The sequence below is a fragment of the Leptospira noguchii serovar Panama str. CZ214 genome (genome assembly GCF_000306255.2).
Lineage (GTDB): Bacteria > Spirochaetota > Leptospiria > Leptospirales > Leptospiraceae > Leptospira > Leptospira noguchii.
In genome coordinates, this window is sequence record NZ_AKWY02000023.1 from 105019 (window position 1) to 119243 (window position 14225).

Here is a 14225-nt window from a genome sequence, read left to right on the forward strand (position 1 = left end):
TTTGAATTGAACTATGAAAGTTATTCCGGGTAAACGGAAACCTGCATTTTTAATTTGGTAACCATTTCAAACTTCACTTTTCCGGTTACAAGAGCAAATAACGTGTGATCTTTACCAAGTCCTACGTTATTACCTGGACGAAACTTTGTCCCTCTTTGACGAACTAAAATATTTCCTGCAAGAACGGATTCTCCTCCGAAACGTTTTACCCCTAGTCTCTGGGAATTAGAATCTCTACCGTTTTTTGAAGATCCGCCACCTTTCTTATGTGCCATTTTCTGGTACTCCTATCAGTTCAATTTCTGTCGGATATTGGTTCTTTAGATTTTTTAATCCTGAGAGAACCAATTCGAAACTATTTTGTATCAATGCGTCTTGTCCAAGAACTTCAAACCGAAGATACCCATCGCGGATTTCAGCGGGTTTTGTTTTGCCGGATTGTAATAGGTGCAGATATAAAGTCTGAACCAAAACTGAAACGGCAGAACAAAGAAGATTCTCACCTTTTTTTCCAAGGGAAGTAGAGGAATGTCCCTCACTTTCCAAGGAAGAATAAAATTTCCCGGTCCGAGTAATCCGGATTCGGATCAAACCGCGGAAAGAGAAACTACTTTTACTTTTTGGAGCTGTTGTCTATGGCCCCAAGCCTTTTGGTAGTTCTTTCTTCTTTTATAAACGTATCCGTGGATTTTATCTCCTTTTACGTCTTCAAGTATTTTTAAGGAAACACGGGCGGTTTTTAACTCAGGTTGTCCGATATGAACTTTATTACTGGATTCCGCAAAAAGCAATACTTTTGCGTCAAAAGATTCTCCTGCGTTTTTGCCGGTTTTTTCGGTCAGAAATTCCTGATCCTGAGTCACTTTGTATTGTCTGTTTCCAACTGAAATAATTGCGTACATTTCTTTCCGGCCTGTTTTTAAGTCGTTTTCAACCAATTTGACCGACAAGACTTGTCGGTCAAGGGAAATTAGATCTTTATGTTTGATGAGTTCCTAGTTTCTCTGTGATCTAAATCAAAAATTGTCGAACCTACCTAGGATCGTCCAAATTCGGACAAACTTCCAAAAATTGTATGTCTTTGAAATGTAGGAACTATTACAAAATATTGATATTGTCTGTGAATTACTAAAATGTGAAATCATTTCAAACTAAGGAGACTAGCTTATACTCAAATCTTTGGATATGTGAAACTGATGCATAAGTTTAGTAACAAAACGAAATTCGAAAACCCATCCAACTTGCAAAAGGGACGTAACACGTAAGAACTCCTACAAAAGAAATTGTCGAAAACTGATGAATAACTCTGAAAAGACGACTTCTATAGGAACTACCACAAATTGTAAAAATAAATTTTTTACATAGAATTTATACTATAATAACGCGAGTTCTGCGTAAAAAAAATTAGAAAGAATTTTTTAAAAGTAGCAGTTCTGGATTTTCAAAATTGATCTGCAAAATAAAGACACAGTAAACTAAACTTGAATTAGAATCATAAACGCTTTTTAATTTGGCAATGTCTACTTTATCCATTTGCAACATTGCCTGTAATACACTTGTGATTTTTTGAGGTCTTTATATTGCAAGTAATCTCCTAAAATCCGAGAATGACCTGTCAACTTACTCCGAACTTATTCTTTACCCAACCGTATTTTTGTTTTTCTCCTTGGAAAGAAAGTTTCTCTGAATACTCATCTACTTCTGCTTGAATATCACACTTTATAAAAAACGAATATACTTCACTGAATGTGAAAGTATGGTCCAAACCGCTATACTTTTCGCTGAAAGGATATTCTTAAAGTTCTATCAACAGAGCTAAGGAAGCCCATATTTTTTTCTACTTCTTTAGAAGTTTAACAAGATAGAAAAAAAATCGCAGATGTAAATTTGAAATGAGGCCCCCCTAAAATCTCTTTTCCAGAAATTACAAATGTAGCAGACATTACCGTTTCACAGGCTGATTTTAACTTAAAAACTTCCGGTAGAAGCATAGAGTCTTAACGCTTCCCATAAATCGTTATCGAACATCAAAAATGGTGTTATCTTTTACATTTGTTTTTGGGTATATTCGGAAATTTTAAACTTCTTTTATTTTTTTTAGTCAATAGAGTTGTTGAAAAATTCCAGAGTAAAAATTCACAAAATTGCTTCAATTATCCATTTCAATATAACAGAAACAGATCAAGAATTAATTTTTTAAAAACTCTAATAATTATTTTGAAACCCTTTGTAGACTTTACAAATAGATTTGATACAGCAAGATTCACAAAGTTCCCGCTGATATTTTGATTTACATTTTTTTAAAATTCCCAAACGGCTCAACGCAAAGTCCCCTTTTACAGGATCATTCGGAAAAATTGTACGAAAAAAATCGGTAATCTCTTCCGCTTTTTTCCAATCGGAAGTGCTACGAGAACTCAGATTTAAAACACTTGCAATTCTTTGAATATGAACGTCCAGAGGAAATTGCAACTCGGCAGGAGAAATTGAAGAATAAATTCCAAAATCGGGAAATTCTTTTCGAACCATCCATCTTAGAAACATAGAATATCTTTTTAAAGAAGTGGATCGAATTCCTTGTCCGATTAAAAATTTATATCCATAACTTTTAGTTTGTTTAAAATCAACTTTTGAAGATTCTTTCAAAAATCGAAGTTGAAACGATAAAATCCTACGCCTTAAAGAACCACCTTCTAAAAAAGATTTTTGATCTCTTGAAGAAAATTGAAATTCTCCTTCTTCAGGCAAAGAAAAAAGAGATTCAAGTCCATGATCTTTAGTAGTTCTAAGTTTATTTTGAATCGTTTGTAAAAAAAGAAACGTATCTGCAGGTTTTTGAAAACGATACGGTTTCAAATCTTTTCGAATAGATTTTAAATCTTCATTCAAAAGAAAACGATACGGAGAACTTCCACAAATTGCAAAGATCCGTTTGAGATGATCCTTAATCGCGGTAACGTTTCCATAAGAAAACAATGCAGATATAAAACCGGAAATTTCTCGATCTCTAAAATCAGAGAAAGAATGTGGAAATTCAATCGGGTCGGATTTGAGATATTCAGAAGTTTGGTATTCTAAAAATAAATTTTCTAATACTCTTTTGATTTTTTGAGAAGATCGATTCAAGACTCTTTTTTCTTTTTAGTCGCTAAAAAAGTTCTAGATTGTAATTCTCTCGAAAGAGACTTTTCCATAAATGAAGACGCTTCCCACAAAAGATTAGGATCAATCCCAGTGGAAACACCGGACTTTTCCAAAAAATATACAAGATCATCTGTGGCTAAATTCCCCGCAGCACCTTTTGCATAAGGACATCCACCTAAACCGCCAGCAGAAGAATCAAAAGAACGAAGCCCCATAGAATAAGCCTTTTCCACGTTTGCAATCGCCATTCCATATGTATCATGAAAATGCCCCGCTAATTTATCTGCAGGAATTTCTTTCAAAAGAATTTCTAAAAGTTTTTCTACTTCTGTAGGAACTCCGGTGCCTATGGTTTCTCCTAAAGAAATCTCATAAGCTCCTAAATCCAAAAGAATTTTAGAAACTTCTAATACTTTTTTTGGATTCATTTTACCTTCATAAGGACAATCGATTACAGTAGAAACATAACCCCTTACTCGAATTCCATCTATTTTAGAAAATTTGAATATATCTTTAAAACCGTCTATGGATTCAGAAATCGTCCGATTGATATTTTTTTTAGTGAACGATTCGGAAGCGGCCGTAAAAACCGCGACTTCTTTGTAACCTGCATTTTTAGCTGCTTCGTAACCTTTGAGATTCGGAGTCAAAGCCGAAAAAGAAACAGAACCGTTTAAATCCAAAAGAACAGAAAGTTCGGTAGAATCGGCTAACTGAGGAATCGAATCTTTTTTAACAAAAGACGTTGCTTCTATATTTTTTAAACCAGCGCGAACCAAACGTTGAATGAATTCCGCCTTGATTTCTGTTGAAACCGGAGATTTTTCGTTTTGTAACCCGTCACGCGGGCCCACTTCTGTAATTTTTACTTCCATTTGCTTCTGATTCGATCTTTATATTAAAAACCTGCAAGTCAAATTACGATCGAGGTAATTACGAAAATACTATTTTAACCTAAAAACATTTCAGCCATAGTTTTTTTGGAAACACAATTCCTTTCAAACTACAAAATACGACGGGCGTGTCGCTCGCAAAAAAATTTCGAGCGACCGCGCTCTCAACTCCGGTCAACAAATTTTATTTTTCTTTTTGAATATTCATTTTATTGAATTTAAATTTGTTGACCCCGTTTCGATCGCTCACGCAACCGTTTTACGAAATTCTATTTCAAAAACGGTTCGTTCCTACAAAATAGATTACCATAAATTTGATATAGGAATAAAATCTATTTTCAACATCCAAAAAAGAAAATATACCATCAACAGCTAACGAAACTGAAACACAAAAAAATCTTCTTGATGAAGAGATTTCCTTAAATTAAAGATTTTTGATAATGTAAACTACTATTACTCGCTGGGTAAAATGAGTAGTTTACATATAAAGTGAAATCAATTTTGTAATTCTCATTACAATAATAAAAACAAATGCAGGAAAAAAATTAATTTTTAGAAAAATCTTTGAACCAACTGGAATGGAAACTATTTAAATTGGATTCTAATCGCCAAACAACGATTTTATGATAAAATTCGACCAAAGAATTTTAATTTTTGGATTTTATAAAAGATCAAAATCTAGGAAAAGCAGTCCCCGGTTTTACCCAGGGACCAAAACCAAACCAGGCTCACAATTTAGCCTAATTCATTTTTCGGGAGAAACCTTGAAATTCCCCTCACCTTTTTTTAAAACTTTCATTTTTTTTTAAGAGTGGCTTTCATCAAAATCACCTTACCCACGACCTGATCTCTTTGAGACTTTAAAAAAAACTTACCTTCCGGAGTCGCTACCTTGTAAGAAGGAAATTCTTTGACTGTCTCAAACTGTAGGTCCTTGCCAAAAAACTCTTCTAATTTAGGCAACCATTTGTCTTGAACCACCAGATAACGTTGACCATCTTTTTGAATCGAATCGATTAAAACCACGGGATCAAATAAGGTTCTCGAAATTTTCTTAGAATAATAAGCATACGACCTTTTAGAAGCAGGAACCCCAAAAAGAAACAACTTATCTTTGTTAGGTTCGTATTTACGAATCAAAGTTCCGATTTCTTTAGAAGGCTGAAACGAAGTTAACATAGGATAGAGATATAAACTCACGATCGAAAAAAAGAGAGAAATCGGAAAGATCCAAGACGCGAGCAATCTTCCCGTAGCAGAAGATCTATAAAACACCCAGAGAAAAATCCCTAAATAAACCAAAGGAAGAATCAGATAACTCCAACCTACTTCTACGCTGATCCAAGGAATTACTAAAACAATGATCAAAAAAATAGCGGAGGTAATCAAAAGTAAAATTTGATTTAACTGATCGATCCGATTTTTTTTATTTTGATCTTTAAAAGAAAGTAAAATCGATTCCAAAACTCCTGAACCGATCACAGCTGCAGCCGGTAAACACCAATAGATATATTGAGGAAGTTGATATCTAGAAAAACTGATCAAAAATAAAAACAAAAACAACCAAAAACCGGGAACAAAATCTAGATTAGAATATTCATTTTTTAGTATATTTTGAAATACTTTTTTTACTTTTTTTTCCTTAAAGAAAATCAATATTCGATCAAATACAAATCCGAAAAATGGAAGTATAAAAACTCCGAAAGCCCAAGAAAAATTGGAATAAAAAAACAATGGATTGAATTTCTGATTGTACATCTTTACATAAAAACGACCAAAGGATTGAATCCATAAAAAGAAATAAGGACCATAGGTTTGAAATTCAAGATACAATGGAATGGACCATAAGAGTGGAGGTAAAATCGCAAGAAAAACTCCCGGAAACAATTTCATTTCCGAAAGCCGCTTCCAATCTCTTCGAAATAAAATATCTCCTCCGATGGAAATACTTGGAATTACCATAGCAATCGGTCCCTTGGTGATAAAACCTAAACCCATGACAAAGTACATTAGATAATAGTAATTCTTATTTTTTTTGAAACCCAAATAGTAGAATGTATGTACTAAAATCAGATAAGGCGTTAGATAAACGTCTATCTTAGGATCTACTACCATCGAATAGAGTCCCGGAGAAAGTGCGTATATAAATACGGAAATCCAAGCTCTCAGACGACTTTGGGAATAAAGTTCGGTAAGTTTAAATATTCCCCAAAAGGAAAGAAAAGTGAACAAAAGAGCCGGAAGACGAAACGCAAAATTTTGATAACCAAAAATCAAAAAAGAAAGTGATATTTTCCAAAACGTAAGAATCGGTTTATCTAAATATCTTCTACCGTTGTCTCTGATAAAAAAAGGGTTTCCTCCTTCTACCATCTCCCTGGAAATTTCTGCGTACTGAGAAGAATCTATATCGATCACATCCAAAGGCAGAGTAAGTATCAAAGGTAAAACGGACACGATCAGAAATATAAAAAGAATTCGAACGGAGATCGGCTGTTTGTTATCTATGGAAATTTGATTCATAAGAACTCCCTTTTATTAATCCATAAATCCGGATTCCATCACGCAAGTATTAAAACCTTTGCATGTGGTTTCGGATTCAAAACAAGGAAGAATAAAACCTTGTTCTCGAATACAACCGCTTTCGCAATCGATCATCATTTGATTTTTTTGCGCGTCCGTGACGTTTACGTCCTTAAAGTCTGTCATTGCACATTGAACAAAGAACTTACAAGCGGAATTGCATTTTTGTTGAACGTATTCCTGACAGGAAACAAAAGGCAAAAGATATAAAAAAAGAATAATAGTTCTTTTGGGATTCATGGCCCCATTTTTCGGAAACGAAAGTGTAGGTCAACTTTTTGAAGCGAGCATTCCACAAGCTCCAAAAATATCTTTGCCGGGCGATCTTCTATTGAGTATAGGAACTCCGGCGGGTTCAAGAAGAGCAATAAAGTCTGTGATTTCTTCTCGAGTAGGTCTTCTCCAACCGAAAAATTCGGTATTGAGAGGAATCACATTGATTTTACAATCGAGCGACTTAGCTATTTTTACGAGTTTGTTTGCGTTTTCAGATCCCATGTTCACTCCTGGAATCATCACGTATTCGAAAGTGATTCTTCTTTTTAACTCTCTCGTAAAATCTTTTGCCGCTTGTAAAAGTTCGGGAAGGGAAAATTTTTCCTCAATATCCATAATTTGTAATCTACCGTTTGGATCCGGATGATTGAGAGAAATTGCAAAGTTATAAGGTTCTTTATTTTCGATAAAACGTCTGATCCCGTTGACTACTCCGGAAGTTGAAATCGTAATTCTTTTTGCTCCCAGATTGAGCGCATCCGGATCGTGAAAGATGGAAGCTGCGCGAATTACGTTAAAATAATTATGAAGCGGTTCCCCCATCCCCATAAATACAACGTTAGTCGCATTGTCCTTTACAATCTTTTCTACTTGTAAAATCTGATCTACGATCTCGTGTGCCTTTAAATTTCCTTGAAATTCTAATTTTGCTGTCGCGCAGAATTTACAATTAAGAGTACAACCTATCTGGGAAGATATACAGATCGTTTTTCTTCCGCCGTCTCCGGATGGAATCCAAACGGCCTCGAATTCCTTTCCGCTTCCAAATTCGGAAGTAAATGTAAACTTCTGTGTTCCGTCCAAGGACTTAAGATGTTTTACAACTTGAAGACGAGTGAGAGAACAAAGTTCTTCGAGTTTTTCCTTAAGAGTTTTGGAGAATGTAGTAAATTGATCCCAGGATTCGTAACGATTTACATACAAACCATGATAGATTTGTTTAGCTCGAAAAGATTTTTCTCCGAGAGCAATCATGATTTCGGAAAGTTCTTTTAGGGTTCTTCCTTTTAACGGTATTTTTTCGGTTTGGTTTTCTCCAAGGGTTTCTGAAATCATAAATACCTTCTCGGTCGATTTTTTTTCAGCTCTTTGAGAGGGATACTCTTTTCAAAACCTTCTCTTTTCAAATTCTAACAAAGATTTTGATCTGAAGATTAAACCTTAAAAAACTACATATATCTTCTTTTAACACTACTTGCCGAGTCGATGGTGTGACGGGCAAACAGTGTCCGATCAACTTGTGGTTATGGAGAATTATGATCAAGAGTAACAAGTGAACTTCCCTTTTATACGATTCCTATATTTCGATTTGACATTTAGTAAACATATCCATCTTCAATTTGAATTTAAAATAATACCAAGCCGATCGTTTGTTTTAAAATGAAATAATTCAAATCGGAAAATTCAATTGTAAAAATTATATGGTTTCCAATTTTAGTATCACTTTACTCGAGAGAAAAATCATGAATCAGTTAACGTTAACCGTGCTCGCTTTCATTTTATCCTTATCTTGCTCAGTTCTGGATAACGTTTTAGGAAAAGAAGAAAAAGATCCAATGGAAGATTTAAAAACGCTGGCCATCATTCAACTTGCAACAACTCCACCTTGCAAAAAGGGTCTTGTAACAAATTATTCCTCATGGTCTAATTTCGGGAGTCCTTATATCGGCAAACTGATTGATGGAACCAATTTCTGCTATTCCTATCCTACTGGTCAAGGAATTGGAGTATTTGCCACGTTCGACTATCTGGAACCTGGAAATTATAAGATCCAAATTTTTAACGAAATAGAAGCGGCTGGGCGTAGAACAATCGCCGCTGTACTTAAACAGGATATAGAAACATTATCATCTAATGAAATTTTCAACGATATAGATAAACTCGCAATCATTCCCTATGACTATAGAGCCCCTTTCGATACCCTTCCTCCTGTTTGTATTGCTCCACGTGGCGAAGGACAAACGGTTGTTTGTACAGATACTGTAACCGCTGGAAATTTAAGAAGATCGATACTCATTACCACATACTCCAACAATCCAAGTTATACGATCACTTGTAAGGGAAGTTGCCCTCAATTTATTGACAACAAAGGAAGAATTGTAATTACAAAAGTAAATTAGAGTTTTGTTTCAAAATTTTGAATATAGGAACTCATACGAAAGTTTTGCGGCAAAAAAGTTGTTTAAAGCTGCATAAATTTTCAATTAGACGTAATCTACAGAATTCCTATATTTTTACTAAGAATTTGTAGAAACAAATACTTTTAAACCACCAAAGAACTTGCAACTTTTTGAAAGTATCAGCAAAAGCGCCTTTTGTTTGATTTACAAACACTGCCTCGAAGAAGATAAAAAACACTTCAAAAAAAATCTTTTTTTAAATAAAGAATATTCTAAAAACTTAAAATAATTCCAACCAGGCTTTCCGAATATCTTGTTTTTCCATAAAATAGGTACCGATCAAAGCCGCATCCACCAACTTACGAAATGTATCCAAGTCAGAACGATTTTTTACACCGGATTCACCCACCTTTACTACGTTAGGTGGCAAGAAATCAGAAACTTCCTCTACCAAATTCTGATGAATTTGCAAAGTATCTAAATCTCTTGTATTGATTCCAATAATTTCCGCACCACAATCCAGGGCAAGTTTTGCCTCGTCCGAAGTATGAACTTCAACCAAACAATCCATTCCCAAAGAAGAAGCTGACTTTAGAAAAAACTTAATCTGTTCCGGAGTCAAAATCCTAACGATCAATAAAATTGCAGATGCACCGAAGGCTCTCGCTTCCCGAATCTGAATTTCATCCAGAATAAAATCTTTTCTTAAGACTGGAATTTTTAATTCCGAAGAAACGTCCTTCAGATCGTCCAAAGAACCCCCAAAGTAATTTCGATCGGTAAGTACAGAAATAGCAGAAGCGCCTAACTCTTCGTATGTTTTAGCAATTTGAGCCGGACGATAATCCGGACGAAGTTCCCCAGCTGAAGGACTTTTTCGCTTACACTCTGCAATGATGGAAAATTTTCTACTTTTCAGAGAATCGCGAAAACCAGGTCCATGATAGGGCGGAGGATCCCAAGTTGGGATTTTTTCGATTTCGTTTTGTTTTGTAGAAATGATTTCTCGAAGAACCTGATGAAGCTGAAAAGAGGACATGAGACCTAAAAAGACTTTAAAGCCTCGTCTTCGGTTTCGCAAATATCGAAAAGAGAGGTTAACTCAATCACGTCGAAAATTCTTTTAACGGCGGGTTTAATATTACTGATTTTTAATGCGCCTTCTTTAGAATTCAACTTTCTTAAAGTGGAAATACACGCTCTAAAACCAGAAGAGGACATATAATCCACTTCTTGCATATTCAGAATTACTTTTTTATGGCCTTGATTGTCGATCAGATCATTTAGATTTTCCTCTACCTCATTGGCAATGGAAACATCCAAACGCCCTTTGAGATAAACAATCAAAACACCGTCGCGTACTTTATGATCGAGCAAGGGAATAATCCTTATAGTTTTTTGCTACTGACAACTATCGGGGGCGAAAATAACCTGTCAATCACTGTTCAACGGTTTAAAAATGAAATTTCCTGAGTCCTTAAAGGACCTAAAGATTCTCGTTTTAGGAGGAGGGATCTCCGGAAACTCGGCTCTTAATTTTTTAATCTCTGAAAAAGCTCAACCGATTCTTTGCGATCGAAATCGACCTGAAACAACCGTCGTCCCCTTTTTTCCGGACGACTTAACCCCTCAATCTCTTCCTGAAATTTCATTGATCATTAAATCCCCTGGAATTTTACCAACCCATCCGATTCTTTCTTACGCTGCGGATAAAAAAATTCCAGTTATATCGGAAATCGACTTAGGAAGATATTTTTTTAAAGGAAAAATCATAGGTATTACCGGAACCGACGGTAAATCCACTACAACTACTTTAATTGCACACCTTTTGAAACAGGATTTTCCAGATTTAAAGGAAGGAGGAAATTTAGGAATTCCCTTTACTTCTTTTTGCAAGGAACCCATTTCTCTGGCCGTTTTGGAACTCTCTAGTTATCAACTTGAAGATTCGTCTCTTCTTCATCTGGATGTGTCCGTATTTCTAAATCTTGCTTCCGATCATATAGAAAGACACAAAACAATGGAAAATTATTTCCAAGCTAAACTTAAAATTGGGGATCTATCCAATCCAAATCATTCTTTAATCGTTTCCGAAAAAATCAAAGAAAGAATTTCGAATTCTACTTCTTATCAATGTAAACTTCTTAGTTTCGGAAAAATTTCTAATTCGGACGCATTTTTAGATGAAAACTCTCTGCAAATAAAAACTTCAAAGTTTGTATATGACATCTCTAAGTTTTACCTTCCAGGCACCCATAACAGAGAAAATCTCGCGGCTTCTATTCTTGCTGCGGAAGAAATCGGAGGAAGACCGGAATCGATCCAATCCAGGATTCCTCTTTTTAGAGGTTTACCTCATCGTTTTCAAATTGCTGGAGAAAAATTAGGAATTTCGTTCATCAACGATTCTAAATCTACGAACTTACATAGTATGCTCGCCGGAATGGCTAATTGGAAAAATTTAGATCAGACTTGTTTAATTTTAGGTGGCAGACCTAAACAGGAAGATCCGAAATTACTTTATGATTTCTTAATAAAAGGAATTGGTTGTGTAGTTTTATTTGGAGAGGCCCGGTCCGTTTGGGAAAATGGTATTAGAAATATAATCGGAGAAAAACTTTACTGCGTTGAAAATCTAAAAGATGCTTTTGATATATTCAAAAAAGGTAATCTAATTTTCTCCCAAAGCTTAAGTGAAAATAAAATGATTCGTCTTTCCCGCGATATAGTTATTTCTTCCTTCGTTTTTTCTCCAGCTTGTGCAAGTTTTGATCAATATAAGAATTTCGAGGAAAGGGGAAATCACTTTCTTTCTTTAGTGAAAGACTTTTTTGATCGTATTGATTCTTAAAATTTTTATCTCTTGAGTTACATTTTTTTACTTTCTTTCTATTTTTAGCTGGCTGAATCTGAGGAGTTCCCAAGTTTTTCAAATCGTCTGACTGTAGTTATGACCGACCCGGAAACTCGGCGAATGCCTCTCTAAAAATCGACATTTAAGGAGTGAGATAACGCAACCGCGTTTCATTGAGAGGAAACCCAGCGAATATTGGCATCAGGAAACAACATTGAGTTTTTATTCGTTAGAATCTTCTTACGTCACGCTTACTTTAAATTAAAATCTATATTTGATTGAAAATTTTTTCTATAAACCGTTCCGCCTGGAAAGTTCTAAGAACCGTTTTCTGGTATGGACATTCTTTTATTAGATGACGGTCAAAAAATTGAGTCTGCTTTGGTAGAAGATTCTGTTGGTACAGATTCTCTTTTGGTTCCAGATGTTTATTGGAATCGTTTGAATTTTCAGGAAAGAAAAGCTCTTCGGGGCAAACTCCCCTTTTTGTTGAGAAAATATTCTAAGCAGATCGTTTCTATGAAGCGTCTTCATAACCGGGCGGGTAAAATCAAATACAATCGGGACGTTGGTAAAATGAAAAAGTTTAGTATTCGAGTTCATACTGGTGTTTGGGCGACTTTAGGCGTGTTAGCTGCAGCTCATGGGGTTTCGAGGTGTTATCTTTTTAATTACATGCTTTGGCTGGAGGACCTTGGTGGAAAAGAGGATTTTTTTGTGAAAAGTTTAAACCGGGGAGTTCCTAGCTTTCACTGGACTTACGAAATGACTTGGAAGATCAACAGGAGACAAAATCTCATTTCAAGAGAATTACAATTTGAACCAAACCCAATGACAGACAAATACCCATACTACCTAAAAGAATAAAAATCATTCAGATTCAATATAAAAGAATTCTAATTCTTTCATAAAAAGGATCCGACCAGGAACCAAAAGAAATTTCTTATTACGCATCTATTTAAATGTGAATTCGGCATGACGCGAAAGGGATCGATGAAGTAACTCAGCGTCTCGCTTCTATGGTCGCTCGACAAGTCGCGTTATAATATTTTATAAAAATTGAATCTGCTTCTGGAATTTCACAATAATTTGACCAGAGCTGAGAGCCCGGTCCGGCTGCCTCTGGGAGCTGGATTCGCCCAGAATTTCTTACATCAAACTCATGTTAAGTTAGTAAACTCAATGGTCTTTCTGGAACTCAATAAAGTGGAGAATAACAAAAAGATTCATTTTTTGAAGAGAAATCAATCTATTGAGCGGAGCATTGATTGCAAATGTAAGGAGCAAATTAAGTTCAGGTGTAGTCGCGACTGCACTCGCCCAATTTTTTTAAAGCGAGCTAACGCAAAATTAACGTAAGCCTTGATGTAAGTGATCCATTTTTATAAAACCTGATTTTTTTCGTAAAAATAAAAATGAATGTTTCAAAACTCGAAATGTAACCTTAATCTGTGGGAACTACCATAAATTAACGTGAGTTCGACATAAGAAAATTGGGGCGAATAATAAACTCAATGCTGCTCACTATGGATCGCAACATAATAATCGCTTTCGCATTTGTTATGCCGAACTCACGTTAAATTAAGAATTCATTAAGTGTAAAATCTGCAAACCTCGCAAAGTCAAAAGCGGATCGATCTTATCAAAAATACCAGGATGAGCAGCGTCGATTACAGTTACTAAACCGCCGGTCCCAACGACTTGATAATTCTCACCTTTGTCTTTTTTGATTTCACGAATGATTCCTTCCAAAAGACCAATCCATCCAAAAAAGAATCCTGATTGAATCGACTCGATTGTAGAATCCCCTAAAATTTTTCCAGGAGACTGAAATACAATCGGAGGAAGTTGAGAAGTATTTCTTGTCAACGCGTCCATAGAAACTTTTAAACCGGGAGCAATCACTCCACCTAGATATTCTGGTTTTTCGTTTACCACACAAAATGTAGTCGCGGTTCCTAAATCAATAATGATAGACTTACCCGGAAAATCGATCGCGCAAGCAGCAGCGTTTACAAGCCGATCGGCTCCAATTTCATAAGGCCTTGGATAAGAAATGGAAAAAGGTAGTTTGATTTGATAATGAACTCGAATCGCCTCTATCTTAAACCAATCTTGGAACATTCTATCTAAGATAGGATTTAAAGTTGGAACAACGCTGGAATAAATCCCACCAGTGATCATTTCGTTTTCAATTTTGAATTCTCTTAAAAATCCTCTGAAAAATAAACCGAGTTCATCGGACGTTCTATCTTTTCTAGTTACGGTTCGTTTGTGAAAGAGAGGAATGTTGTTTCCATTCTCGAAAATTCCGAAAACGGTGTTCGTATTGCCGACATCTACTACTAAAAGCAT

14 protein-coding genes and 1 pseudogene are annotated in these 14225 nt (G+C 35.4%); 3 read left to right on the forward strand and 12 right to left on the reverse strand.

Annotated features, from left to right (window positions below):
• Positions 1–20: 20 nt before the first annotated feature.
• From rpmA to rlmN, 9 genes and pseudogenes are all read right to left on the reverse strand, one after another.
• Complete coding sequence (rpmA, locus tag LEP1GSC059_RS13425; RefSeq protein WP_000940600.1) at positions 21–275, reverse strand: 50S ribosomal protein L27; 255 nt, start codon at positions 273–275, stop codon at positions 21–23.
• Positions 265–591, reverse strand: a complete 327-nt coding sequence (locus tag LEP1GSC059_RS13430; protein ID WP_002176279.1) for a ribosomal-processing cysteine protease Prp — start codon at positions 589–591, stop codon at positions 265–267. The genes rpmA and LEP1GSC059_RS13430 overlap by 11 nt, the downstream gene beginning before the upstream one ends.
• A complete protein-coding gene (gene rplU / locus LEP1GSC059_RS13435) occupies positions 588–902 on the reverse strand; it encodes a 50S ribosomal protein L21 (RefSeq protein ID WP_002176199.1) in 315 nt (104 codons plus the stop codon). The genes LEP1GSC059_RS13430 and rplU overlap by 4 nt, the downstream gene beginning before the upstream one ends.
• A gap of 583 nt (positions 903–1485) precedes the next feature.
• Positions 1486–2028, reverse strand: a pseudogene (locus LEP1GSC059_RS23140) (VOC family protein); the annotation flags it as partial.
• Positions 2029–2205: 177 nt separating this feature from the next.
• On the reverse strand, positions 2206–3126 hold the full coding sequence (locus LEP1GSC059_RS13450; protein ID WP_020980905.1) for a TIGR02757 family protein: 921 nt from the start codon (positions 3124–3126) through the stop codon (positions 2206–2208).
• The gene (locus LEP1GSC059_RS13455) at positions 3123–4019 is read right to left on the reverse strand and encodes a hydroxymethylglutaryl-CoA lyase (protein WP_002176355.1); all 897 of its coding nucleotides are present in this window, start codon (positions 4017–4019) and stop codon (positions 3123–3125) included. The genes LEP1GSC059_RS13450 and LEP1GSC059_RS13455 overlap by 4 nt, the downstream gene beginning before the upstream one ends.
• A gap of 813 nt (positions 4020–4832) precedes the next feature.
• Entirely contained in the window at positions 4833–6560 is a 1728-nt protein-coding gene (locus LEP1GSC059_RS13460) for an ArnT family glycosyltransferase (RefSeq protein WP_020980914.1), read from the reverse strand.
• 15 nt (positions 6561–6575) lie between these two features.
• Positions 6576–6860: a Cys-rich protein gene (locus LEP1GSC059_RS13465; protein WP_002149963.1), complete on the reverse strand. Its 285-nt coding sequence runs from the start codon at positions 6858–6860 to the stop codon at positions 6576–6578.
• 30 nt (positions 6861–6890) lie between these two features.
• Positions 6891–7952: a dual-specificity RNA methyltransferase RlmN gene (rlmN, locus tag LEP1GSC059_RS13470; protein ID WP_002176370.1), complete on the reverse strand. Its 1062-nt coding sequence runs from the start codon at positions 7950–7952 to the stop codon at positions 6891–6893.
• 407 nt (positions 7953–8359) lie between these two features.
• On the opposite strand from rlmN, the gene LEP1GSC059_RS13475 reads away from it, so the two are divergent.
• Positions 8360–9016, forward strand: a complete 657-nt coding sequence (locus LEP1GSC059_RS13475) for a hypothetical protein (RefSeq protein WP_020980919.1) — start codon at positions 8360–8362, stop codon at positions 9014–9016.
• A 280-nt stretch (positions 9017–9296) separates the two neighbouring features.
• On the opposite strand, the gene LEP1GSC059_RS13480 is transcribed toward LEP1GSC059_RS13475, so the two are convergent.
• The gene (locus tag LEP1GSC059_RS13480; RefSeq protein ID WP_017213647.1) at positions 9297–10055 is read right to left on the reverse strand and encodes an indole-3-glycerol-phosphate synthase; all 759 of its coding nucleotides are present in this window, start codon (positions 10053–10055) and stop codon (positions 9297–9299) included.
• A gap of 5 nt (positions 10056–10060) precedes the next feature.
• Positions 10061–10393 (reverse strand): STAS domain-containing protein, encoded by a 333-nt coding sequence (locus tag LEP1GSC059_RS13485; RefSeq protein WP_000884017.1) that lies wholly within the window; start codon positions 10391–10393, stop codon positions 10061–10063.
• An 82-nt stretch (positions 10394–10475) separates the two neighbouring features.
• Here LEP1GSC059_RS13485 and murD point away from each other — a divergent pair, with 82 nt between their 5' ends.
• Together murD and LEP1GSC059_RS13495 are read left to right on the forward strand one after the other, a co-directional pair.
• Positions 10476–11867: a UDP-N-acetylmuramoyl-L-alanine--D-glutamate ligase gene (murD, locus tag LEP1GSC059_RS13490; protein WP_017213648.1), complete on the forward strand. Its 1392-nt coding sequence runs from the start codon at positions 10476–10478 to the stop codon at positions 11865–11867.
• Positions 11868–12206: 339 nt separating this feature from the next.
• Positions 12207–12737, forward strand: coding sequence for a DUF1564 domain-containing protein (locus LEP1GSC059_RS13495; protein ID WP_020980941.1), 531 nt, complete (start codon positions 12207–12209; stop codon positions 12735–12737).
• Between the two features lie 714 nt (positions 12738–13451).
• On the opposite strand, the gene LEP1GSC059_RS13500 is transcribed toward LEP1GSC059_RS13495, so the two are convergent.
• Positions 13452–14225, reverse strand: coding sequence for a type III pantothenate kinase (locus LEP1GSC059_RS13500; protein ID WP_017213650.1), 774 nt, complete (start codon positions 14223–14225; stop codon positions 13452–13454).

What these genes read in the sequence shown, in the direction of transcription:
- rplU (WP_002176199.1), bottom strand. Translation starts at nt 902, where the DNA reads ATGTACGCAATTATTTCAGTTGGAAACAGACAATACAAAGTGACTCAG.
- LEP1GSC059_RS13495 (WP_020980941.1), top strand. Translation starts at nt 12,207, where the DNA reads ATGGACATTCTTTTATTAGATGACGGTCAAAAAATTGAGTCTGCTTTG.
- LEP1GSC059_RS13455 (WP_002176355.1), bottom strand. Translation starts at nt 4,019, where the DNA reads ATGGAAGTAAAAATTACAGAAGTGGGCCCGCGTGACGGGTTACAAAAC.
- LEP1GSC059_RS13480 (WP_017213647.1), bottom strand. Translation starts at nt 10,055, where the DNA reads ATGTCCTCTTTTCAGCTTCATCAGGTTCTTCGAGAAATCATTTCTACA.
- rpmA (WP_000940600.1), bottom strand. Translation starts at nt 275, where the DNA reads ATGGCACATAAGAAAGGTGGCGGATCTTCAAAAAACGGTAGAGATTCT.
- LEP1GSC059_RS13500 (WP_017213650.1), bottom strand. Translation starts at nt 14,225, where the DNA reads ATGCTTTTAGTAGTAGATGTCGGCAATACGAACACCGTTTTCGGAATT.
- murD (WP_017213648.1), top strand. Translation starts at nt 10,476, where the DNA reads ATGAAATTTCCTGAGTCCTTAAAGGACCTAAAGATTCTCGTTTTAGGA.
- LEP1GSC059_RS13465 (WP_002149963.1), bottom strand. Translation starts at nt 6,860, where the DNA reads ATGAATCCCAAAAGAACTATTATTCTTTTTTTATATCTTTTGCCTTTT.
- rlmN (WP_002176370.1), bottom strand. Translation starts at nt 7,952, where the DNA reads ATGATTTCAGAAACCCTTGGAGAAAACCAAACCGAAAAAATACCGTTA.
- LEP1GSC059_RS13460 (WP_020980914.1), bottom strand. Translation starts at nt 6,560, where the DNA reads ATGAATCAAATTTCCATAGATAACAAACAGCCGATCTCCGTTCGAATT.
- LEP1GSC059_RS13475 (WP_020980919.1), top strand. Translation starts at nt 8,360, where the DNA reads ATGAATCAGTTAACGTTAACCGTGCTCGCTTTCATTTTATCCTTATCT.